This is a genomic window from Methylovorus sp. SPW-M1 (assembly GCF_053848825.1).
The window spans coordinates 1,354,469-1,377,673 of sequence record NZ_CM132626.1 but is presented as its reverse complement, the minus strand read 5'-3'; the positions used below and the strand labels follow the sequence as shown (position 1 = coordinate 1,377,673).

Below are 23,205 nucleotides of genomic sequence, written 5' to 3'. Positions count from 1 at the left end.
TAACACCCGTAAATACGATTAAGCAGGATAGCCGAATGACTGATCGAGCAAGGCTTGATCCAGTTTGCCACCGACAAAGCTCTTGCCGGAATCGACAGCAGTTACCGTGACGGCAGCCGGGCTGAACAGCATAGGATCGATCTTGTAGAAGTCCATATTCACGCTCTTGAACACTTCGGCAAACGGACGGCCGTAATCGCGTGAAGAACTGCTTGGCAGATCTTGTGCCAGCTTGGCGGCCGCTTCATCGCTGCCCTTGACGAAGATATGGGCATGGCCGCCAAACAGGATGGCATCATTGGTGCGGCCCATGCCGATGAGGAAATCAGGCGCTGGAGGCGGCACTGGTGCACTCGCCATGCCATCCACCACGTGATCCAGGGGGAAATGCAGCGTATGAATCTTGTGCATGGCGACTTCCAGCACGCGGGCAACGATTTGCACGGTACCGGCCAGACTGCGGGTAGGCGTCAGGATAAAGGTCAGCTTGTCTGCAGCAACCCCGGTATCGCGGGCAACCTTTTCAATCACTTCTGTTGGTGGGGCCTTGTCGCTCTCCAACACCAGACATGCGGAGTCAAACTTGTCCTGATAGCCAAGCTCTTTGTAAAGCTCTTCACGGCCGGCCAATGCACGGCCTGGGCCGGAACCGAGTGAGAAGAACTTTTCGTGTGAGAGGCTCCAACCAGCGTACTGGCTACCCAGGCAGGACAGGATAGGATTATTGGAATGGACGGACAGCATCCATGGCCAATGGGCAAATGTCGCCGAGTTATGCAGGCTGACGTGGCCCAGGCCACCCATACAGATTTCGGCAATCAGGCGACCAGCTTCCAGACCACCTGGCGATTTGATGCCAGCATCGACAATGGTTGCGCCTGTCGCATGCTTCTCAACGCCGACACGCAGCGCATCGGCGTTATCCAGAATGTATTGCACCAGAGGCGCGGTGAGTTTGTTAACGCTAGGCCAACGACTGACATCCAAAGCTGCTTGACTCATGTGATTCTCCTGATGGTTCGATATTATTTAATGCTTCATTCAATGCTTGCGCGCGCTGGCGCGCCAGGTGTTCTGCTTCCCGGTCATTCCCTGCTGTTGCCACGATGGTACAGAGCGGCATATGCTGCTGAATGCGCGTGCCCGCTGACGGCCGGTCAACCACCCACGAAGGCCATGCAAAACCAGCCGGCACCTCAACGTCAATGGGGGAATAACATACCAGATTCGCCCTCACCTGTCCCACCCCAGATGGCGCTGCAGCAGGAATATTCACTTGCGGCTCCACCAAGCATGTCGCCACATGCGCTCGCAACCACTGGGCCTGATGCTCATATAGCGCCAGACTCGCGCTCAAGCGCGGGTTTATTTCCAGCACAAAAATCGCATCCTCCACCATGATCGCATCCAGGCTATTGAGCCCTCGCAAGCCATAATGCCTGGTCAGTCGGTTCGCCGCCTGCACAAGCGCATCCTGCACACCAGGCGCCAGTGCCAAGGGCCCGACCAGCCCGGCATAGCGGTACGGCAAGTTGCCATGCGGACACACCAGCTGACGCTGAAAACCGACTATATGTACTTGGTCATCATGCACCAGAAAGAGCAGCGAGACTGGCTGACCCGCGATCTTGCGCTGAAAATAGACATCCGCTTCAGGTTCGGGCATGCCAGCAGCGACAGGCGTGACATGCATGCCACCGGCATGCCCTGCCCGCTTGCATAACCATGCATCCAGCGGCTCATCGATAAGTGACTCAAGCGCAAACCGGGTATCAGGAACAGGAATATCGAGGGCAAGACAGCTGGCGTAAAAATCCCGGGGAGACTTGCAGCGTGAAATAGTGGATGAGGTATTCCCCAGTATGGTGATATGCGGGGAAAGCAGGTCGAGCAAGGATGGATTGGTTTCAAAGCCACTGCCGTACAACAGATACGGAATCTGATGCAAAGACAGCGCCGGGATCAAGGTATGGCGTATCGCATCCTCGGTAAACCCACCATCGCGATAGGGCAACACCAGCAAGGCGGCACTGGCTGCTCGCGTATCCTCATCACCAAAAACATCGGCAGCGAGTACGTGATACCCCGCTGCCGATGCTGCTGCGACATAAGGGCGGGCAATCGCCGCCACTATGGCAATCTGGTGTTTCAGAGCTACCTATACGAGATCTTTACGCGCCAGTTCAAAGGCGGTAATGAAATCAATGTACACATGGCTCTGACCTTCCAGCATTTTCTTGAACAGACGTTGCTGGGTTTGATATTTGATATTACCGATCGCCAAGGCGCCGATGCCGTAGATTTCAGTGCCTTCGATCAGCACGCCGTCGGCCATGACGCCCACGCCTTCAGCACCGGTAGGTGGAACGGCGTTCACGTCCGCTACGACTTTCAGCGTCTTGGAAGTCTTCATCTGCTCGATGGTCAGCACGCGCACGCCAGCAGCGGCACAGCACAGGGCAACATCGCTGGTAGCCAGAATCTTAGTCTTCAGCTCATCGGTGCTGCCATCCACGCACTGGATATTGGTACCGTAACGCTTGTTATAGGCTTCGGCTTTTTCCACCACATCGGACAGCGCGCGGTGGGCGACCATTTCAACAGTTGCACCGTACTTGGATGCAATCACTGCTGTACAACCACCCACTGGGCCGGTTGCGCCGAAAATGCTGACCTTGCGGCCTTGCAGCGTACCGCCGTAATACTTGGTCAGCAGCTGCTCAACGCGTGCCATCATGGCAGCGGAGGTCGTAAATGCGCCGGAAGGATCGGCAAATACGGAAATTTCGAATGGTGGCACCATGGACTTCTTGGCTGTTTCCAGCATATCCATGGCCAGGTCAACATCACGGCCACCGATCAGCATGCCGGTGCGCCATACGCCACGAGGGCCACGCGAGAAAATGGCATCCTGCACGAGGCCGGTCACTTCACTCAGTTGTACATTGGTATATTGCGCGATGGCATCGTAACCAGCGTCATACGCCATATTGACGTCAAACGGGCTGGCATTTTTAGCTGGTGTAATAAAATGTAATACGTACGGCTTTTCCACTTTGGTCCCTTCCATGTCGCTTGCCCTCGCAAAGGTGGTTCTGTTTTTAAATTTCAGGCTGTTCCCAGCCCGCTCACTGCATAACTACTTGAAACTGCACTACTCGCATAAAAATTCATTAATTGTTTTTAGGCCAGGAGTTCCTGAACTACGCTAATTTCAGCGCCAGCATTGCCGCCCTTGCACAGCAGGAATTCAATGCCTTGCTCATCAGTATATCGGGATTGTAACGCTTCCAGCATACGCTCCGCATCTTCAACATCGGCAAAAACTGCAAAACCTGTAGGCCCCCAGGAACTTTGTCCCAGGCATGGCACACCCTGCCCCGCCAGAAAATCCAGTATTTCCGCCACTCTGGGGCTGGCATAACGGCCACCCTGGGCTGGCGCAAAATGATCCCCGGTACGCTCCTGCAGCTCACGTATGGCGCGGCCAAAGGCGGGCAAATCATGCTCGGCCAGCGCAGGCAAAGCCTGCATCAATACATAGCGGCAAAGCTCTGCTGCACTCTGCGCCGGAAATTGAGGCAGCTCGCGGAATGCGTCGACTTCCTGAGTGCCATGCACGCCGGTACGCCCATGGTCAAATATCAACAGAAGGCGCCATTGATCAGGAAAGTCCGCATGGGCAATCACCGGCGGCACATCGGTCTCGCTGCTGCGGCCACCATCCACGATCACGCCGCCTGTGGCAAACGTACCGAGGCCGATACCAGAGCGGGCCCCACGCGCCGTGAGGATAGCAATATCGCGCAAACTAAGATTGAGGCCATACAGTCGGCTAATGGCAGTACCTACCGCCAGAGACATCTGGGTCCCGGACCCCAGCCCGGCATGTTCGGGAATGGCTTCAGAAAGCACGATGCGCACACCGGCCTGCAGATTGAGGGCATCGGCGATACGCTGTGCGGTTTTCAATGCCCGCTTGGCACCGGGCCCCTCTGCCATGATAGTGGCAGCTGGATAAGCCGTCAGCGCTGTGCATGGCTTATCCAGCGAGACGCCCAGACTGCCAAAGCGACGACCCAGGTCCCCATTCAGATCAAAAAAACCCATGTGCAATCTGGCAGAGGTTTTTACATGCACACTGGCAAGGCCAGAGGGCGTGTTGACTGAGGGATGGGTGTAACCGCTAGACATCGTTGATCGCTTGTTGGGGGCTGCAAAAGCGGCTTATTGTAGCCCAGCATGGCCGTTTTTTATATCCCGAAAAAGACAATCTCTACCACCCTGCGAGACCACATGATGGTGTAGATGAGAATTAATCCCGATCAGGCAGCCAAAGCACGCGCAATCCCATGCAAACTCAATCTTGACGCTGGCTTTTGTTAAGCTGCATAATCCTTGCAGTTAAGCAGGGTCAAGGCCGCTTAAGGCCGTGATTCAGCCGAGATTCAATAGATGCGCAGCCGTTACTCCCGAGCGCACACTAAAAAATAACAGGGAAATCATCATTAGGGCACTCCGGTACCCGCTTACACGATAAGGTTTCGCATGGAGCATCTCTCTCAAGCAATCGATCTATCCAGCCCCGGTACCATTGAAGCCGTCACCTGTCCCGCCTGCGGCCTGCTCTGCGACGATCTCAGCGTGGAACGACATGCAGATGGTGCACTGAAAGTCATCAAAAACCCATGTGCCAAGGGCGTCAAGTTCTTCCAGTACACCCCAAAAACAACCCAGCCCCGCATTGCTGGCAAGCCGAGCGACCTGCAAGCTGCCATTGCCAAAGCTACCGAAATCCTGGGCGGAGCCAAGCATCCACTGCTGAGCGGTCTGGGCACAGACATTCAGGGCATGCGTGCCGTGATGAATCTGGCCGAGAAATCAGGCGCGACCATAGACCATATGAATGGCAAAAGCTCGATGCGCAATCTGCTGGTGATGCAGAACTCGGGCTGGCAGATCACCACGCTGACCGAAGTGAAAAACCGGGTAGACCTGCTGCTCGTAGTCGGCACCGATATCGTCAGCTATTTCTCGCGCTTTTTTGAACGCAACATCTGGAATCCGGAAACCATGTTTGGCCAGGACACCTCCAGCCGCGAAGTGGTTTATCTCGGTGGTCGCGACCTCGATACCAGCCATGGCGTATCGCCCAAAGGCATACAGCCCACGGTACTGCCCTGTGATGTAGCGCAATTGCCCGAAGTATTGGGCGTGCTGCGTGCCATTCTGCTGGGCAAAAAAGTCATCGCCACCGAAGTGGCTGGCATACAGGTAGCCGACCTTGCCAAGCTGGCCGAACGCTTGCAGGCCGCCAAGTACAGCGTGGTCGCCTGGACCGCCAGCGCCCTCGACTTCCCGCATGCCGAACTGGCTATCCAGAACATCGTCGGCATAGTCGACAAACTGAATGCCACGACCCGCTCTTCCGGTCTGCCACTGAGTGGCAGCGAAGGGGATGTCGGCGCATACAACACCAGCTCCTGGATCAGCGGCTACCCATTCCGCATGTCCTACCGCAATGATTACCCGGATTACGAACCGCATCACTATGCTACTGACCGCCTGCTGGCAGAAGGTCAGGTAGATGCCATGGTATGGATCAGCAGCTTCAACCCGGCACGCCTGCCACCTGCAAGCAAGATTCCCAATATCGTGATCGGCCATCCCAATCTGGAGCTTGAAACCGAGCCGGATGTCTTTATTCCGGTCGCGGTACCCGGCATTGAAACCAAAGGCATTCAATTCCGCAGCGACAGCTCGGTGGCACTGCCACTCAAACAATTGCGTGCGACCGACTTGCCCACCCTGGGCGACGTTCTCTCCGCTATCGAAGCCGGCCTCTAGGCCGCATCTGACTTAAGGAATACGCTATGTTGATTAAACTTACCGGAGGCACGGTCTACGACCCCGCACATCAGATTGATGGCAAGGTCATGGACATTTATGTGCGTGACGGCCGCATTGTGGAACGCCCAAGAGATGGCGAACCCGTGAGTCAGGAATACGATTTGCGCGGCAAGGTGGTCATGGCAGGCGCCATTGACATGCATACGCACATCGGCGGCGGCAAGGTGAATATCGCCCGCACCATGTTGCCCGAAGATCACCGTATTGACCCCACCGTGCATACCGAATTCTGCCGTTCAGGCTGTGGCCATGCGGCACCTTCCACCCTGACCACCGGCTATCGTTATGCCGAAATGGGCTACACCGCCGGTTTCGAGCCTGCCCTGTTGCCCGTCAATGCACGTCAGTCCCACCTTGAAATGTGCGATACGCCCATCATCGACAAGGGCGGCTACGCCATGATAGGCAGCGATGACTTCTTCCTGCGCATGCTGGCGGCCAAACAGGATCAGAATGCCATCAACGATTACGTGGCCTGGATCATGCACGCCAGCCAGGCGATTGGCATCAAGGTTGTGAATCCAGGCGGCATCAGCGCCTTCAAGTTCAATCAGCGTGCGCTGGATCTGGATGAGCAACATGCCCACTATCAGATCTCCCCGCGTGAAGTGCTCAAGGCCCTGAGCCGCGCCGTGCATGAGCTGGGCGTGCCTCACCCACTGCATGTGCATGGCAACAACCTGGGCGTACCTGGCAACGTCGAAACCACGCTCAAGACCATGGGCGCAGTAGAAGGCTTCCCGGTGCACCTTACGCACATCCAGTTCCACAGCTACGGCACCGAAGGCGATCGCAAGTTTTCGTCCGGCGCGGCCGCGATTGCTGAAGCACTGAACAAGCACAAGAATGTCTCTGCTGACGTCGGCCAGATTCTGTTTGGTCAGACCGTCACCGCCTCTGGCGACAATATGCGCCAGTTTGCCAATGCCAGCCATGCCAGCCCCAAGAAGTCGGTGATCATGGATATCGAGTGCGATGCTGGCTGCGGTGTGGTGCCATTCAAATACAAGGATCAAAACTTCGTGAATGCCCTGCAATGGGCAATCGGCCTGGAAATCTTCCTGCTGACCGAAGATCCATGGCGCATTTTCCTGACGACCGACCACCCGAATGGCGCGCCGTTTACCAGCTATCCACATCTGATCAAGCTGCTGATGGACAAGAGCTTCCGCAACGACATGTTCACCAAGCTGAACCTGGATGCGCAAGCCATGAGCACCCTGAACAGCATTGAGCGCGAATACAGCCTGTATGAAATCGCCATCATGACCCGTGCCGGCGCTGCGCGCCTGGTCGGCCTGCATGATCGCGGCCATCTGGGCGTGGGTGCCGGTGCCGACATTACCGTCTACACCGACAATCCCGACCGCGAAGCCATGTTTGCCAAGCCAGACTATGTATTCAAGGATGGCGAACTGGTGGTGCGCAATGGTGAAGTGGTCAAGGTCACCTGGGGCAGCACGCACACAGTGAAGCCGGAATTTGATCGTGCCGGTATCGAAAAAGACCTGAAAAAGTATTTCGACACTTACCACACCATGAATATGGAACACTTCAAAGTGTCGGCCGATGAAATCAGTGAAGGCGGCCATAGCCGCGTCATCGTTCAGGAATGCAAGGGCAGACGGGAGAAAACTGCATGATTATCAATGGAGTATCGATAGACGATACCTTCGCCGAAGCCTTCGGCATGCGCGGCACTCGCGTCATCATTACCGCCCAGAATCTGAAATGGGCATATAACGCTGCGCAAGCCATGACCGGTTTTGCCACCTCGGTGATTGCCTGTGGCGTGGAAGCCGGCATTGAGCGCGAGCTGACACCGGAAGAAACGCCGGATGGCCGCCCAGGCGTCTCCGTCCTGATGTTTGCCATGGGGAGCGCCGTGCTGATGAAGCAACTGGAAACCCGCATGGGGCAATGTGTACTGACCTGCCCCACGGCGGCGGCATTCTCCGGCCTGGAAGGCGGCGACCGCATCAACCTCGGCAAAAACCTGCGCTTCTTTGGCGATGGCTTCCAGACCTCCAAGGTCTTTGGCGGCAAACGCTACTGGCGCGTGCCAGTAATGGATGGTGAATTCATGACCGAAGAAACCACCGGCATGGTACGTGCCGTGGGCGGTGGCAACTTCCTGATTCTGGCCGAATCGCAACCTCAGGCCCTCGCCGCCTGTGAAGCGGCGATTGAAGCCATGAAAAAAATCCCGAATGTGATCATGCCTTTCCCTGGTGGCGTGGTGCGCTCAGGCTCCAAGGTCGGCTCCAAGTACAAGACGCTGATTGCCTCCACCAACGACGCTTTCTGCCCGACGCTGAAAGGTATTACCAAGACCGAGCTTTCACCGGAAATCGAGTCGGTGATGGAAATCGTGATTGACGGCCTGACCGCCGACGACATCAACAAGGCTATGAAGGTAGGGATCGCCGCGGCCTGTGAGCTGGGTGCCGCTAATGGCATCAAACGCATTTCTGCCGGTAATTACGGTGGCAAGCTGGGGCCATTCCTCTTCAAACTACGCGAAATCATGAGCGGAGACTACGCATGAGCGCTCTTACCTTTACCCTGAAAACAGCCCCGCAGCAACGCGTCGACCTGAGCGCGCTGACGCCAGATGCGCTGGCTGATAAATCGCTGGCAGACATCGCCGCGATCGAACTGCCCAGCGGCCATGACAAACCGCGTGTTGACGCCCTGTTTGATATTTCCGGTGACGATGCCACCGATATCGTCATTAAAAATGCCACCGACCGCCTGGATTACATCGGGCATGGCATGCGTAGCGGTCGCATTACCGTACACGGCAATGTCGGCTCCTATCTGGCGTTCAAGCTGCGCAAGGGCGAGATCGTCTTGCATGGCAATGCGGGCGACTTTGCTGCCAGCGGCATGGCGGGTGGTTTGTTGCATGTGCATGGCAATGTCGGCGACTTCCTGGCCTCGGCCATTATCGGCGAGCGCCGTGGCATGAAAGGCGGCACCGTCATCATTACTGGAAATGCGGGTGAGCGCGCAGGTGACCAGATGCGCCGCGGCCTGGTGCTGATCGAAGGCAATGTCGGCAGCTACTGCGCCTCGCGCATGATCGCGGGTACCATCGGCGTCATGGGCACCACTGGCGAGTATCTGGCTTATGGCATGCGTCGCGGCACGGTGCTGCTCAACAATGCGCCCAAGCTGCATGCCACGATTCAGGATTGCGGTTCGCATACCCTGCCCTTCCTGAGCCTGATGTTCAAGTCCTTCCGCGATCTGCCCACCAAGTTCGCCGCCGTGAATCGCAACCGTGTGCAACGTTACGCGGGCGATATTGCCAATGACGGCAAAGGTGAGATCCTCGTCTTCAAATAACACTGACAGACCCTAAAACCCGACACAGCTTGCTGATGTCGGGTTTTTTATTGCCGGCACCCGCTTTTAATTTATCCACTCCGGCAGAACTTCGCTCAAGCTCATCTGCCCAATACATATCCATAACCCGAGAAAGAACAACACCATGAAGTCTCCCCTGATTACCTCCTCCCTATTGCTGGCATTAACGATGTCCGGCTGTGCCAACATGACCGAAACCCAGAAAGGCACAGCAAAAGGCGCAGGCATAGGAGCCGGAGTCGGGGCGGTGGTGGGTGCACTGGCAGGCGGTAGCAAAGGAGCTGCCATTGGTGCGGCCGTAGGCGCAGGTGCAGGTGCGATTGGCGGCAATGTATGGTCACGCCGCATGGAAGAGCAGAAACAACAGATGGAGCAAGCCACAGCTGGGACGGGCGTACAAGTGAGCCAGACCGCCGATAATCGCCTGAAGCTGGATATCCCAAGCGATATTTCATTTGATAGCGGCAAGTCGGATATCAAGCCCAACTTCCGTCCAGTGCTGGATAGTTTTGCCCAGAGCCTGGTCGCCAACCCTGCCACCAAAGTGACGATTGTCGGCCATACCGATAATACAGGCACGGATGCGGTGAATAACCCTCTGTCCCTCAACCGCGCTAACCATGCACGCGATTACCTGGTGACGCGTGGCGTGGCCTCCAGCCGCTTTACCACAGAAGGCCGTGGTTCACATGAGCCGCTGGTAGAAAACAACAGTGATGCCAATCGCGCCAAGAATCGTCGTGTAGAAATTTTTGTTGCCGAGCCGCAAGCCGCCGCAGCGACCCCACAATAACTCAGCAATCCCGCATTGCCAGGCGGTCAACACCCTTGGCAATGTCTTGTCGCAGCATAATCAGGGCGTGCCGTAACGCCCGATCAGCCACTCCTCTTCCGACAATGGCAGCGAAATCTCAAGCTGCACATATTCACCAAACTGTTTGTCCCGCACCTCGCCATGCCGTTGCTGCAACTCCCGTACAAACTGATCCAGCTTGTTGTAACTGAGCTGCAGGCGATACTGCCGCATTTCGACATAGGGCCCGGTACGGGCGGCTTCCAGCGCCATCTTGGCGGTGCCACCATAAGCACGGGCCAGGCCGCCAGTCCCCAGATTGATACCGCCGTAATACCGAATCACGCCCACGCATACATTGATGAGATCGCGCCCTTCGAGAAACTGCAAAATGGGCTTGCCCGCTGTGCCCGAAGGCTCACCGGCATCGCTGAAGCGCTGGACAATACCTTGCTCGGTTTTCAAGCGAAAGGCATACGCCAGATGGGAGGCGCCCTGATGCTGCGATGCCAGTTTGCGCAACGCAGCCGCAACGGCGCGCTCGTTTTCGCAATAATCGACTGCCGCAATGAAGCGCGATTTATTAATGGTCTGCTCGGCGTGGGCCGATGTTAAAATTCTTTGCAAATCAAAATGCCTGATCTAAAAATGAAGTGGCAGTGGCTGCCTGCGGGCGAATTATCGCACTCTGCGGCGGTCATAACAAAACCAAATGGGAAGAAACCGTATTGATGAAAAATGCCGCATGCTTATTCAGCCTGGCTCTGCTGGCGATAGCGACGCCAGCCATGGCGCAGGTTTATAAATGCGAAACCAGTCAGGGCGTGGTGTATTCGGATACCCCCTGCGCTTCCAAAGCCGGGCAAACCAAGCTGGATATTCAGGCTGACCCGGCGCCTGCGCAAGAAGGTGCTGCCAGTACCGACAAGAATCGCTATGTTCAGCAACTGGACGATGCGGTAAAGGCAGCGTTGGCGGCTAACGATATCGCCAAGGCCGAACGTCTGGCGATTACGGCAGAGCAACGTGAACTGATCCGGCAAGCCAAATTGCGCAACACCGATAGCGGCAAGGCCCAAGTGGCTGACAAAAGCACATCCAGCGAATGTATCGCCGCACGCAAAAGCCTGCAGGCGGCGTATGAAGCAAGCGATAGCGCGGCAGGAGACCCCGAAGTGCTGGATAAACAGATCAGCGCGGTACAAGCCGCATGCGGCAGTTCAGATGTCGACCCTACTTATACGCAACGCACACGCAATTTATACAGACCGGGCTTCGGCTTCCCCTACACGCAGGGGAATACGCAACCTGGAGGCGCAACTGTCAGCCCTATGGGCGGCCGCGCAAACTAAGCCAACCAGCCCGGTTGCATGTGGCTTATTTGCGTTTATTGCCCAGCAATGAGCCTAGCACCCCGCGGATGATCTGACGGCCCAGCTCGGCACCTATGGTGCGGGCAGCGGTTTTGGTCACGGTTTCCAGAATACCGTCAGGCTGCCGCCCGGATGGTTTCTTGCCAGACGCTGGCGCATCTCCACCGAACAAAGTGCCCCAGTCAAAACCACCACTATCCGCCTCCTTGGGTGTTTCTTCAGAGGCTGCGGCCCTGCCCTTCAAGACTTCATATGCGGATAGCCGGTCCACGCTTTTTTCGTAGTGTCCATACAAGACCGAGGCCTTGATAATGGCTTCGCGCTCGGCATCGGTAGCAGGCCCAATCCGACTGCCGGGCGGGCAAATAAAAGCGCGCTCCACGGGCGCCGGGCTGCCCTTTTCATCCAGCAGGGAAACCAGAGCCTCGCCCACACCCAGCTCGGTAATCACGCGGGAAACATCCACGCCGGGGTTGGCGCGGAATGTTTCAGCGGCGGCCTTGACCGCTTTTTGATCGCGCGGTGTAAAGGCGCGCAGAGCATGCTGCACACGGTTACCCAGTTGCCCCAGCACCACATCCGGGATGTCCAGCGGGTTCTGGCTCACAAAATATACGCCCACGCCCTTGGAGCGTATCAGTCGCACGACCTGCTCAATCTTGTACATCAGCGCACTGGGCGCTTCATTGAATAGCAAATGTGCTTCATCAAAGAAAAACACCAGCTTGGGCTTATCCAGGTCGCCCACTTCCGGCAGCTTTTCAAACAGCTCGGACAGCAGCCACAGCAGCAAGGTGGCATAAACACGCGGCGAGTTGTACAGCGTGTCGGCAGCCAGAATATTGATGACTCCGCGCCCTTGGGCATCGGTCTGCATGAAATCATCGAGATTAAGCGCAGGCTCCCCGAACAGCTGATCTGCGCCTTCGTGCTCAAGTTGCAGTAGCGCACGCTGAATGGCACCCACACTGGCGGTGGAGATATTGCCATATTGCGCGGTGTATTCAGCGGCATGCTCCGAGGTGTGCTGGATCATGGCACGCAGGTCTTTCAGATCCAGCAACAGCCAGCCTTGGTCGTCGGCAATCTTGAAGATGGCAGTCAATACGCCACTTTGCACCTCATTGAGGTTCATCATGCGCGACAGCAGCAAAGGCCCCATCTCGGCCACGGTGGTACGTATCGGGTGGCCCTTGGTGCCAAATACATCCCAGAAGGTTACCGGACATGCCGCAAGGGCAAAGTTCTCCAGGCCAAGCTGCTCAACACGCGCCTGCACTTTCGGGTTATTCCCACCGGCATAGGCCATGCCCGAGAGGTCACCCTTCACATCCGCCATGAATACGGGGACACCCAGCCGCGAAAAGCCTTCCGCCAGGCTCTGTAAGGTCACAGTTTTACCTGTCCCTGTGGCTCCGGCAATCAAGCCATGGCGGTTTGCCATGCGCGGCAGCAGGTAAATAAACTCTTCGCTTTTCGCTATCAGCATCGATGTGCTCATGAATTCCTCGTTCAAATATCACCCTTGCGGGCTTTATCAATGATTTTTATCAGGGTGGCTTCCAGTTCGCGTGCGGCATGTTGGGCACGCGGGGTCGGATTCTTGATGTTTTTCAAATCGAAGGTCGGCCGGTCCAGGCCCAGAAACAGCTTTCCGGCTTTTTCATACAGGGCAATACGGCAAGGGGCGAATACAACAAACTCGGGATGATCCAGCATGATCTCGGCGCCCAGGCCAAGATTGCAGAATGCACGCACTTCCAGCACCCCATGCGGATCCTGACCGCGTTTCTTCATGTGCTCACCAATGGGAAAATTGGCGGGATTCACAAAGTTCTCGCCTTCCGACACCACCTTGAGGCTGGTCACCACATCGTCATAGCTGACGCCGGGCTCAACGGGGACTTCATAAATCGCATTATCGGGGTCCACAGGCGGCATGGCGCTGGCAGCGTTTGCCAGCGCGTTACTCCATAGCAATCCCAACAGCGCAGCCTGCAGAATCAGGCGCAGACCATTCATGACACTAAGCCGCAGGATTGGCAGACTGAATGGCTGCATTGACGGTTTTTTTGTCCAGATGTGGCGCCAGCAATTGGATAAAGCCATAAATATAGCCTCGCAGGAAAGTATCGCGTCTAAAGCCAAGGTAGGTAGTGCTGACAGGGAATAAATGGCTGGCATCCAGCATCGCCAGCCCACTATCGCGGTCCTTGTCGTACGCCATGCTCGCCATCAGGCCTATGCCCATGCCCAGCCCCACATAGGTTTTGATCACGTCGGCATCAATCGCGGTGAGCACGACATTCGGTGTCAGGTTTTCTTTCTCGAAGACATGGCTGACCACCGAGCCGCCGGTCACACCAAAATCGTAGGTGATCAGGGGATACTGGGCGATTTTCTTGAGGGTAAGCGGGGTATCCGTTAGCAGAGGATGTCCATGAGGGACGACAACGCAACGGTTCCAGTCGTAGCAAGGCAGGGCTACCAGTTTTTCTTCCTTGCTGATTGCTTCGGTGGCAATCCCGATATCCGCCTCGCCACTGGCTACCTGCTCGGCCACCTGGGAGGGATTGCCCTGATGAATGGTGAGTTTCACGTCGGGATATTGCTCGGTAAAGGCTTTTACCGCTACCGGCAGACGATAGCGCGCCTGCGTGTGCGTCGTGGCAATCACCAGCGTACCGGCCTGCTTCTGGGTGAAGTCCTCGCCTACGCGCTTGATATTGTTCATCTCGCGCATGACGCGGTCGGCCAAGTCCAGTATAATCTTGCCCGGTTCAGTCACGCCGACCAAGCGCTTGCCATTACGCAGAAATATCTGCAGTTGGAGCTCTTCTTCCAGCAGTTGAATTTGCTTGCTGACACCTGGCTGTGAAGTGTGCAAGGTTTCTGCCGCCTGGGATATGTTCATCCCCTGCTTGGCAACCTCATGTACATAGCGCAATTGATGAAGCTTCATGACGTATCCTGCTCCAACCTTATAACCAAATCAGATATTCATAGAATAACATATTATGAATACCGCTAGATTTACTGATAAAATAAAAAGCTTTTTCAGAAAAAATGCTTTTTGAAAAACCCTATACAAAATAACGAATTGACTCTATGGATTTTGGTTACATTGCCTCAGGATTTGCCGTAGGTTTGCTGGTAGGTATTACTGGCGTAGGTGGCGGCTCCCTGATGACACCACTGCTGGTTTTTTTGTTTGGCTTTAAACCTGCAGTCGCCGTGGGTACGGATTTGTTATTTGCAGCGATCACCAAAACCGGTGGTGTATGGGTGCATCATGGCACACATAAATCAGTCGACTGGAAAGTGGTGAGCTGGCTATCCATGGGCAGCCTGCCATTTGCGGTAGGCACCATTTATGTGATCAAGCATCTAATGTCGATAGGCAAGGAAACCAGCGGGCTTATCACCTATTCGCTGGGTATTGCGTTGATCCTTACCGCCTGTGCGCTGCTGATCAGAAGCGTATTGATGCGCCAGCATACGCGCGAGATTGAAGATGTCGTCGTGAGCACTGGCCGTTTCAAGGAAATGCAGATTCCGGCGACCATCCTGACGGGCGCCATTCTGGGGGTGCTGGTGACACTGTCATCGGTAGGCGCTGGCGCCTTGGGCACCATCGCCATCTTGTTCCTGTTCCCCAAGATGAGCACGCTCAAGGTCGTGGGAACCGACCTGGCACATGCCATTCCGCTGACTGCCGTTGCCGGCATCGGCCATTGGTCGCTGGGCCATGTAGATTTCACCCTGCTGGGCAGCCTGTTGATTGGCTCGCTGCCGGGTATCTGGATAGGCAGCCACATTAGCGCGCGTATCCCGGAAAAAGTATTACGCCCAGTATTGGCAACGCTGTTGCTGATTATCGGTTTAAAATTTGTTTTAGCATAAAGGCAAGCCGTATCCATGTATAAATACGACGAAATTGACCAAGCCATCGTAGACGAACGTGTTGCGCAGTATCGCGACCAGACGCGCCGCTACTTAGCCGGTGAACTCACTGATGAAGAGTTTCGTCCGCTACGCCTGCAGAATGGCCTCTACATTCAGCGCCACGCACCCATGCTGCGTATTGCCGTGCCTTACGGCATGCTTTCCTCACGCCAACTGCACAAGCTGGCCGATATCGCAGCGCGCTACGACCGTGGCTATGGCCACTTCAGCACCCGCCAGAACCTGCAACTGAACTGGCCCAAGCTGGAAGACGTGCCGGACATCCTGGCCGAACTGGCGACCGTACAGATGCATGCGATTCAAACCTCCGGCAATTGCATCCGCAATATCACCACCGATCAGTTCGCTGGCATTGCCCCCGATGAAATCATCGATCCACGTGCCGTGGCGGAAATCATGCGCCAATGGAGCACGTTCCACCCCGAATTCGCCCTCTTGCCACGCAAGTTCAAGATTGCAGTATCCGGCACCAAGCAGGATCGCGCGATCGTGCAGGCGCACGATATCGGCCTCGAGTTCTATCGCGACAGCGAAAACAAGATGGCGATCAAGGTTTGGGTCGGTGGCGGCCTGGGCCGTACCCCTATTCTGGGTTCGGTGATCCGTGAGCATCTGGAATGGCAACATGTGTTGACCTATTGCGAAGCCATCATCCGCGTCTACAACCTGCATGGCCGTCGCGATAACGCCTACAAGGCGCGCATCAAGATTCTGGTGAAGGCACTGGGCATTGATGAGTTCCGCAAGCAGGTAGAGGCCGAATGGGCCTACCTGAAAGACAGCCCCAACACCATTACCGAAGCCGAATTGCAGCGTGTGGCACAGTATTTCACCAAGATGCCATACGACACACTGCCTGCGCATGATGCTTCCTTTGATAGCGCAATTGCCAGCAACCCGGCTTTTGCTGCCTGGGTTAAGCGCAGCGTGCACGGACATCAGCAAGCAGGCTACCGTGCGGTAACCCTTTCGCTGAAACCGCATGGCCGCGCGCCAGGCGATGCCACGTCCGAGCAGATGCATGTGGTCGCCGATCTGGCAGAGAAATACAGTTTTGGTGAATTGCGTGTATCGCATGAGCAAAACCTGATTCTGGCCGACGTCAAGCTGTCCGACTTGTTCAGCATCTGGGAGCAAGCCCGCGCTGCTGGCCTTGCCACGCCTAACATCGGCCTGCTGACCGATATCATTTGCTGCCCAGGCGGCGATTTTTGCTCGCTGGCCAATGCCAAGAGCATTCCGATTGCAGAAGCCATTCAGCAGCAGTTTGATAATCTGGATTATCTGCATGATATCGGCGATATCGAGCTCAATATCTCGGGATGCATGAACGCATGCGGTCACCACCATATCGGCCACATCGGCATTCTGGGCGTAGATAAGGATGGCTCCGAATGGTATCAGGTCACCATTGGTGGCAAACAGGGCAATGACGCCAGCATTGGCACCGTCATTGGGCCATCGTTTGCAGCCGAAGAGATGCCTGGCGTCGTACAGCGCCTGATTGATGTCTATCTGCAAGAGCGTACAGAAGAAGAACGCTTTATCGATACCGTGCGCCGTATCGGCGTGGCCCCGTTCAAAGCCCATGTTTATGCCAAGAAGGAGGCCGCTCATGTCTAATCTCATCCTCGGCACCTCCATCGTTGAAGACGAATGGAATCTGGTCAAACTGCCCGTGCTGGGCGAAGAAACCGTGCGCAAGCAGGCAGGCAAAGTGGTGCTGTTCAAGCTGACTGGCGAAAAAACCTACAGCGAAGAGCAGATTGCCGCTACCGTCATCCCTGCCACCGGCAAGATACTGGTTCCGCTCTCCTTGTGGATCGCCCGCCGTGGCGAGCTGGAATCACGCCTGGCCGCAGGTGAGCTGGCCATCTGGCTGGATACGCACGAAGTGCTGGCAGACCTGGTCAGCGCATTTGACGATATCAACCAGTTGCCGCTGATTGCCGTGCATGTCGAGCGCTTTGCCGATGGCCGCATTTTCTCCATTGGCAACCTGCTGCGCACCCGTCATGGCTACAAAAACACCCTGCGCGCATTTGGCGATGTGCTGCGCGACCAGCTGTTCTTCCTCAAGCGTTGTGGTTTTGACAGCTACCTGATTCGCGCTGACCGTTCGGCAGAAGATGCCCTGGCCAGCCTGAAAGACTTCAGCCAGCCTTACCAGGGTGCCGTGGACGACAAGCAGCCGGTATGGCGTCGCCTTAGTCGGCAACCGGCTTCGCAACAATGAGCGGCGGTGAGTTTTCCGTGCTGCGCGTCGCGGCCAGCAACCCAGCCACTCGCCCGGCATTGACCGACGAGCTGACTGCCACGGTAGCCGCCAAGCGTGCCGCACTGCTTGGCCAACTGCAGGAGATCGTGGCCGAGTTTGGTGACCAGCACGAAGTCACCTTTGCCAACAGCATGGGCGCCGAAGACATGGTGTTGACCGACATCATTCTGCGCGAGCATTTGCCTATCGAGATTTTCTCGCTGGATACCGGCCGCCTGCCGGTTGAAACCTATGACCTGATTGCCGAAGTGGAAAGCACTTACGCCACCCGGCTCAGGATACTGTTTCCGCGTTTTGAAACCGTAGAGCGTTACGTGCAAACCAATGGCATGAATGCCTTTTACGAATCCATCGAGCTGCGCAAAGCCTGCTGCCATATGCGCAAAGTGGAGCCGCTGGGCCGCGCGCTGCAAGGCAAAAAAGCATGGATCACCGGCATGCGTGCGCAGCAATCCGCCACCCGCACCGATCTGCCACTGCGTGAATTTGATGCTGGCAACAAGCTGGAAAAATTCAACCCGCTGACCGACTGGACTGAAAAAGAAGTGTGGGCCTATATCCGCCTGCATGAGGTGCCTTACAACAAGCTGCATGACCAGTTTTATCCCAGCATCGGTTGCGCACCCTGCACGCGCTCGGTTGCCCTGGGTGAAGATGTCCGCGCTGGCCGCTGGTGGTGGGAAGACCCGACCTCCAAGGAATGCGGCCTGCACGTCAAGAAATAATTCTTACTGAAACTACTATGTCAAACTTGAACAAGAAAACCCTGAGTCATCTGGACTGGCTGGAATCCGAAGCCATTCATATCCTGCGCGAAGTTGCCGGGCAATGCTCCAACCCGGTGCTGTTGTTCTCCGGCGGCAAGGATTCGCTGTGCATTTTGCGCCTGGCCGAAAAAGCCTTCCGCCCAGGTCGCTTCCCCTTCCCGCTCATGCATATTGATACTGGCCACAATTACCCGGAAGTCATCAATTTCCGTGACCAGCGCGCTGCCGAACTGGGCGAACGCCTGATCGTGCGCTCGGTGGAAGACTCCATGAAGCGCGGCACCGTGGTGCTGAAATCGGAAGATGAATCCCGCAACAAGCATCAATCGGTGACGCTGCTGGAAGCCATTGAAGAGTTCGGGTTTGATTGCTGCATCGGCGGCGCCCGTCGCGACGAGGAAAAAGCGCGTGCCAAGGAGCGCATCATGAGTTTCCGTGATGAGTTCGGCCAATGGGACCCCAAGAACCAGCGTCCCGAATTGTGGAATCTGTATAACGCCCGCAGTCACAAGGGTGAAAACATCCGTGCCTTCCCCATTTCAAACTGGACCGAAATGGATGTCTGGCAATACATCGAACGCGAGCAACTGCAGCTGCCCAGCATCTACTTTGCGCATCAGCGTGACGTGGTCATGCGCAATGGCTCCATTTTCCCGGTCAATGTGCCATTGACCACAGGCGAAGTCATCAACCAGCCCAAGGCTGGCGAAGAAGTGATCAACATGCAGGTGCGTTTCAGAACCGTGGGCGACATTACCTGCACGGCCCCCGTGATCAGTGATGCTGACGACGTTTCCAAGATTGTGCTGGAAACCGCCACCACCACGATCACCGAGCGCGGCGCCACCCGCCTGGATGACCAGACATCGGATGCCTCGATGGAGCAACGCAAAAAGGAAGGTTACTTCTAGGCTGGCGGCAATAGCCTGCGCTATTCCCAAGAGACTGCCCCGATATGGGCTGGTTAGCGGATCACTGAATTAATGACGGTAGACATCATGACAACACCACAACATAACGACTCCTTGCTGCGCTTCATGACATGCGGCAGTGTAGATGACGGCAAAAGCACCCTGATTGGTCGCCTGCTGTTCGACACCAAAACCATTCTGGCCGACACGCTGACCCAGATGGAAAAAACCTCGAAGAAACGCGGCATGGGCGCGGTTGACCTTTCGCTGCTGACCGACGGCCTGCAAGCTGAGCGCGAGCAAGGCATTACCATTGACGTGGCCTACCGCTACTTCAGCACCGGCACCCGCAAATACATCATCGCCGATGCCCCCGGTCACGAGCAATACACGCGCAATATGGTGACTGCCGCTTCTACGGCCAATCTTGCCATCATCCTGATCGATGCCCGCAAAGGCGTGCTGACGCAAACCCGTCGCCACTCCTACCTGGCGCATCTGGTGGGTATTCCGCACATCGTGGTCGCGGTGAACAAAATGGATCTGGTGGATTATGATCAGGCCGTGTTTGAGCGTATCCGCGCTGATTACCTGGCATTTGCCGAGCAGATCGGCCTGCAACGCGCTGGCCACGACATCACCTTCATCCCGCTTTCTGCACTCAACGGCGACATGATTGTGGACCGCGGCGAAGGCCTGGACTGGTATACCGGCCCAACACTGATCGACTTGCTTGAATCCGTGCCTGCTGCGCATTCGGAACAATCAGAAGATTTCCGCTTCCCTGTGCAGTTTGTCTGCCGCCCACATGCTTCTGATGATCCGGAACTGCATGACTTCCGCGGCTTCATGGGCAAGGTAGAATCCGGTGAAATTGCCGTCGGTGATGCCGTCACCGCCCTGCCTTCCGGTCAGACTTCTACAGTAAAAGCGATTCAGCTGGGTGTAGAGCAGCTGCCAACCGCCATTACCGAGCAATCCGTGACCCTGCTGCTGGAAGATGAAATTGATATCTCCCGCGGTGACATGATCGTAAAAACTGGCGCAGCACCTGAGCCGGTCAAGCAGATTGACGCCTTTGTCTGCTGGCTGTCGGAAACCCCGCTCTCAGCTGCCCGCACCTATATCATTCGCCACACTACGCGCGAATCCAAAGCCAAGGTCGGCGAGATCGCCTACAAGGTGGATGTGAACACTCTGGAAGAGTTGCCAACCCAGGGGCTGGCCATGAACGATATCGCGCGCATCAGCTTCCGCCTGGCACAACCACTGATGGTGGATCCCTATAGCCGCAATCGCGCTACCGGGGCCTTTATCGTGATTGATGAGTCGACCAATAACACGGTCGGCGCTGGCATGATCACCGGCTAGCTTATCGATTCACTGGAATTGCCTTATCAGCATTATCAATAAAAATAACGTTTTATATCGACTATAATGGCGTCTGTCTAAAAGCGCCGGGATTTTGAGAGGATTGTTTGAATGGCTTATGTTGTCACTGAAAATTGTATTCAATGCAAATACACCGACTGCGTGGATGTTTGCCCGGTCGATTGCTTTGTAGAAGGCCCCAACTTTCTGGCAATCAACCCTGACGAATGCATTGATTGCACCCTGTGTGTTGCCGAATGTCCTGCTGAAGCGATTTACGCAGAAGATGATGTACCTGCTGACCAGCAGGAATTCATTGCCCTGAATGCACGCCTGTCCGCTATCTGGCCCACCATTACCGGTCGCAAGGATCCACTGCCTGACGCTGACAGCAATAACGGCAAAGCTGGCAAGCGCGATCTGCTGGTCGAATAGTTTTAGCCCGGATGTCCCAGGCCTTGCCCGTCATGGCCAAAAAAGCCAAGCCCCTGTTGGGGCTTTTGCTTTTGGCAGAAGACCTTGGGCAAGAGTCAGCGTGTCAGCGCTGCATAAGCCCCCACCGCATACCCGCTTGCGTATGACGCCCGCCACATCACAGATAGCGCCCACATGAGCCATCAAAACGCCCAAGAGGTACTGGAAAGTATCTTCGGCTACAACCAGTTCCGAGGCCCCCAGCAAGATGTCGTTGAACATCTGGCGCAAGGGGGCGATGCGCTGGTGTTGATGCCGACGGGTGGCGGCAAATCACTGTGTTATCAGATCCCGGCACTGTTGCGGCCTGGTCTGGCGATTGTCGTGTCACCGCTGATCGCGCTCATGCAGAATCAGGTCGAGGCATTGCAGCAACTTGGCGTGGAGGCAGCCTTCCTCAACTCCAGCCTGCAGGCGGATGAAGCCTATCAACTGCAGCAACGCATCCTTTCTGGTGACATCAAGATTCTGTACGTGGCGCCGGAACGCCTGATGCTGGGCAGCTTTCTGTCATTACTCGACGAAGTGCAGGCGCACATCGGCCTTGCGCTGTTTGCCATAGATGAAGCGCATTGCGTATCGCAATGGGGGCATGATTTCCGTCCTGAATACCGTCAGCTCACGATATTGCATGAGCGATTCCCCGATGTGCCACGGGTAGCCCTCACCGCCACGGCCGACGCCCCTACCCGCGCCGAAATCATCGAGCGGCTTAACCTCGAGCATGCCCGCCAGTTCATCTCCAGCTTTGACCGGCCGAATATTCGCTATCGCATCGTGCTGAAAAACAATGCGCGCCAGCAGCTAGAGCAATTCCTTGAAACCGAGCATCCCAACGACGCTGGCATTGTCTACTGCCTGTCGCGGCGCAAGGTGGATGAAACCGCCGCCTGGCTGCAAAGCCGCGGCTGGAATGCCCTGCCTTACCATGCTGGCCTTGATGCCGCGACGCGAGAAAAGCATCAACGCCAGTTCCTGCGCGAAGAAGGCATCATCATGGTGGCAACCATCGCCTTTGGCATGGGCATAGACAAACCCAATGTGCGCTTCGTGGCGCACCTGGACCTGCCAAAAAGCATGGAAAGCTATTATCAGGAAACCGGCCGCGCCGGTCGCGATGGCCTGCAAGCCAATGCCTGGATGGCCTATGGACTTGGCGATGTAGTCTCCATGCGGCAGATGCTGGACTCGGGCGATGCCCCTGAAGAGCGCAAGCGCGTCGAGCGGCAGAAGCTGGATGCCCTGCTCGGCTTTTGCGAAGCCACCGGCTGTCGCCACCAGAGCATATTGCGCTACTTTGGCGAAGCGCACCCTGGCGATTGCGCCCAGTGCGACAATTGCCTGACACCGCCGGATACCTGGAATGCCACCGAAGCTGCCCGCATGGCGCTTTCCTGCGTGTATCGCACCGGACAGCGCTTTGGCACGGGGCATCTGATTGATATCCTGATCGGCAAAGTAACGCCGCAAGTGGAGAAGTTCAACCATCAGCAAGTCAGCACCTTTGGCATAGGCAAGCAATACAGCGTGGCGCAATGGAGCAGCGTATTCCGGCAGCTGGCCGCCAGCGGTTTGCTTGAAGTCGATATCGCAGCCTATGGTGGCCTGCGCCTGACCGAGGCAGCACGGCCCGTATTGCGCGGTGAGTGCGAAGTATGGCAACGTCAGGACCCGACGCCCGCTGGCAACCGCATGAGCAAGGCCGAGCGCAGCTCACGCGCCAAAGAAGCCTTTGCAGGTGCGCAGGATAATCCCTTATGGCAAGCGCTGCGCGCCAAACGCATGGAGCTTGCCAAGGAGCAAGGCGTACCGCCTTATGTCATTTTCCATGACAGCACTTTGCTGGAAATCCTTAACCGCAAACCGCAGAGCCTGACCGAACTGGGCCAGATAGGCGGCGTGGGACAAGCCAAGCTGGCACGCTACGGCGATGATTTCCTGAAAGTGCTGGAAGACCACGCCTGAACATCTTTTCGCGCCTGCTCTCAAG

The 23,205-nt window shown here is 56.2% G+C and carries 22 protein-coding genes; 14 read left to right on the top strand and 8 right to left on the bottom strand.

All coding sequences use genetic code 11. The features are described 5' to 3' along the window. Positions 1–18 precede the first annotated feature (18 nt). The 4 genes from mch to ACWWD9_RS06425 form a co-directional block, all read right to left on the bottom strand. Complete coding sequence (gene mch, locus ACWWD9_RS06440; protein ID WP_013442343.1) at positions 19–1,002, bottom strand: methenyltetrahydromethanopterin cyclohydrolase; 984 nt, start codon at positions 1,000–1,002, stop codon at positions 19–21. Next, the gene (locus ACWWD9_RS06435) at positions 965–2,131 is read right to left on the bottom strand and encodes an ATP-grasp domain-containing protein (protein WP_455868066.1); all 1,167 of its coding nucleotides are present in this window, start codon (positions 2,129–2,131) and stop codon (positions 965–967) included. The genes mch and ACWWD9_RS06435 overlap by 38 nt, the downstream gene beginning before the upstream one ends. A gap of 27 nt (positions 2,132–2,158) precedes the next feature. After that, a complete protein-coding gene (locus ACWWD9_RS06430; protein ID WP_193373532.1) occupies positions 2,159–3,070 on the bottom strand; it encodes an NAD(P)-dependent methylenetetrahydromethanopterin dehydrogenase in 912 nt (303 codons plus the stop codon). Between the two features lie 113 nt (positions 3,071–3,183). Beyond that, entirely contained in the window at positions 3,184–4,194 is a 1,011-nt protein-coding gene (locus tag ACWWD9_RS06425) for a beta-ribofuranosylaminobenzene 5'-phosphate synthase family protein (RefSeq protein WP_455868065.1), read from the bottom strand. Positions 4,195–4,548: 354 nt separating this feature from the next. Here ACWWD9_RS06425 and ACWWD9_RS06420 point away from each other — a divergent pair, with 354 nt between their 5' ends. From ACWWD9_RS06420 to ACWWD9_RS06400, 5 genes are all read left to right on the top strand, one after another. Then, complete coding sequence (locus ACWWD9_RS06420; RefSeq protein ID WP_455868064.1) at positions 4,549–5,847, top strand: formylmethanofuran dehydrogenase subunit B; 1,299 nt, start codon at positions 4,549–4,551, stop codon at positions 5,845–5,847. Between the two features lie 26 nt (positions 5,848–5,873). Further along, positions 5,874–7,553 carry a formylmethanofuran dehydrogenase subunit A gene (locus ACWWD9_RS06415; RefSeq protein WP_013442348.1) on the top strand — a complete coding sequence of 560 codons (1,680 nt, stop codon included), beginning with the start codon at positions 5,874–5,876 and terminating at the stop codon, positions 7,551–7,553. Then, complete coding sequence (gene fhcD, locus ACWWD9_RS06410) at positions 7,550–8,458, top strand: formylmethanofuran--tetrahydromethanopterin N-formyltransferase (protein ID WP_013442349.1); 909 nt, start codon at positions 7,550–7,552, stop codon at positions 8,456–8,458. Before ACWWD9_RS06415 ends, fhcD begins: the two co-directional genes overlap by 4 nt. Beyond that, positions 8,455–9,261, top strand: coding sequence for a formylmethanofuran dehydrogenase subunit C (locus tag ACWWD9_RS06405; RefSeq protein ID WP_455868063.1), 807 nt, complete (start codon positions 8,455–8,457; stop codon positions 9,259–9,261). The genes fhcD and ACWWD9_RS06405 overlap by 4 nt, the downstream gene beginning before the upstream one ends. A 145-nt stretch (positions 9,262–9,406) precedes the next feature. Beyond that, positions 9,407–10,075, top strand: coding sequence for an OmpA family protein (locus ACWWD9_RS06400; protein WP_159355562.1), 669 nt, complete (start codon positions 9,407–9,409; stop codon positions 10,073–10,075). A 60-nt stretch (positions 10,076–10,135) separates the two neighbouring features. Here ACWWD9_RS06400 and ACWWD9_RS06395 read toward each other — a convergent pair whose 3' ends face one another. Beyond that, complete coding sequence (locus tag ACWWD9_RS06395; RefSeq protein WP_159355560.1) at positions 10,136–10,702, bottom strand: IMPACT family protein; 567 nt, start codon at positions 10,700–10,702, stop codon at positions 10,136–10,138. A gap of 104 nt (positions 10,703–10,806) precedes the next feature. Between ACWWD9_RS06395 and ACWWD9_RS06390 the strand changes: the two genes are divergently transcribed. Beyond that, positions 10,807–11,427 carry a DUF4124 domain-containing protein gene (locus ACWWD9_RS06390; protein WP_455868062.1) on the top strand — a complete coding sequence of 207 codons (621 nt, stop codon included), beginning with the start codon at positions 10,807–10,809 and terminating at the stop codon, positions 11,425–11,427. A gap of 25 nt (positions 11,428–11,452) precedes the next feature. On the opposite strand, the gene ACWWD9_RS06385 is transcribed toward ACWWD9_RS06390, so the two are convergent. Genes ACWWD9_RS06385 through ACWWD9_RS06375 form a run of 3 tightly spaced genes read right to left on the bottom strand, consistent with a single transcriptional unit; the run spans position 11,453 to position 14,410 of the window. After that, positions 11,453–12,949 (bottom strand): helicase HerA-like domain-containing protein, encoded by a 1,497-nt coding sequence (locus ACWWD9_RS06385; protein WP_455868061.1) that lies wholly within the window; start codon positions 12,947–12,949, stop codon positions 11,453–11,455. Positions 12,950–12,960: 11 nt separating this feature from the next. Then, positions 12,961–13,470 carry a DUF302 domain-containing protein gene (locus ACWWD9_RS06380; RefSeq protein ID WP_455868060.1) on the bottom strand — a complete coding sequence of 170 codons (510 nt, stop codon included), beginning with the start codon at positions 13,468–13,470 and terminating at the stop codon, positions 12,961–12,963. Positions 13,471–13,474: 4 nt separating this feature from the next. After that, on the bottom strand, positions 13,475–14,410 hold the full coding sequence (locus tag ACWWD9_RS06375) for a CysB family HTH-type transcriptional regulator (RefSeq protein ID WP_455868059.1): 936 nt from the start codon (positions 14,408–14,410) through the stop codon (positions 13,475–13,477). A gap of 146 nt (positions 14,411–14,556) precedes the next feature. Between ACWWD9_RS06375 and ACWWD9_RS06370 the strand changes: the two genes are divergently transcribed. The 8 genes from ACWWD9_RS06370 to recQ all read left to right on the top strand — a co-directional run bounded on the left by ACWWD9_RS06370 (position 14,557) and on the right by recQ (position 23,180). After that, positions 14,557–15,351 carry a sulfite exporter TauE/SafE family protein gene (locus tag ACWWD9_RS06370; protein WP_455868058.1) on the top strand — a complete coding sequence of 265 codons (795 nt, stop codon included), beginning with the start codon at positions 14,557–14,559 and terminating at the stop codon, positions 15,349–15,351. A gap of 15 nt (positions 15,352–15,366) precedes the next feature. After that, complete coding sequence (locus ACWWD9_RS06365; protein ID WP_013442359.1) at positions 15,367–17,037, top strand: nitrite/sulfite reductase; 1,671 nt, start codon at positions 15,367–15,369, stop codon at positions 17,035–17,037. Continuing rightward, positions 17,030–17,650, top strand: coding sequence for a DUF934 domain-containing protein (locus tag ACWWD9_RS06360; RefSeq protein WP_455868057.1), 621 nt, complete (start codon positions 17,030–17,032; stop codon positions 17,648–17,650). The genes ACWWD9_RS06365 and ACWWD9_RS06360 overlap by 8 nt, the downstream gene beginning before the upstream one ends. Further along, entirely contained in the window at positions 17,647–18,417 is a 771-nt protein-coding gene (locus tag ACWWD9_RS06355) for a phosphoadenylyl-sulfate reductase (RefSeq protein ID WP_455868056.1), read from the top strand. Before ACWWD9_RS06360 ends, ACWWD9_RS06355 begins: the two co-directional genes overlap by 4 nt. A gap of 17 nt (positions 18,418–18,434) precedes the next feature. Continuing rightward, positions 18,435–19,370, top strand: coding sequence for a sulfate adenylyltransferase subunit CysD (gene cysD / locus ACWWD9_RS06350; protein WP_015830199.1), 936 nt, complete (start codon positions 18,435–18,437; stop codon positions 19,368–19,370). A gap of 72 nt (positions 19,371–19,442) precedes the next feature. Next, complete coding sequence (cysN, locus tag ACWWD9_RS06345) at positions 19,443–20,741, top strand: sulfate adenylyltransferase subunit CysN (RefSeq protein WP_015830200.1); 1,299 nt, start codon at positions 19,443–19,445, stop codon at positions 20,739–20,741. 111 nt (positions 20,742–20,852) lie between these two features. Continuing rightward, entirely contained in the window at positions 20,853–21,176 is a 324-nt protein-coding gene (gene fdxA / locus ACWWD9_RS06340; protein ID WP_013442364.1) for a ferredoxin FdxA, read from the top strand. A 174-nt stretch (positions 21,177–21,350) separates the two neighbouring features. Further along, positions 21,351–23,180 carry a DNA helicase RecQ gene (gene recQ / locus ACWWD9_RS06335; RefSeq protein ID WP_455868055.1) on the top strand — a complete coding sequence of 610 codons (1,830 nt, stop codon included), beginning with the start codon at positions 21,351–21,353 and terminating at the stop codon, positions 23,178–23,180. Positions 23,181–23,205: the final 25 nt, after the last annotated feature.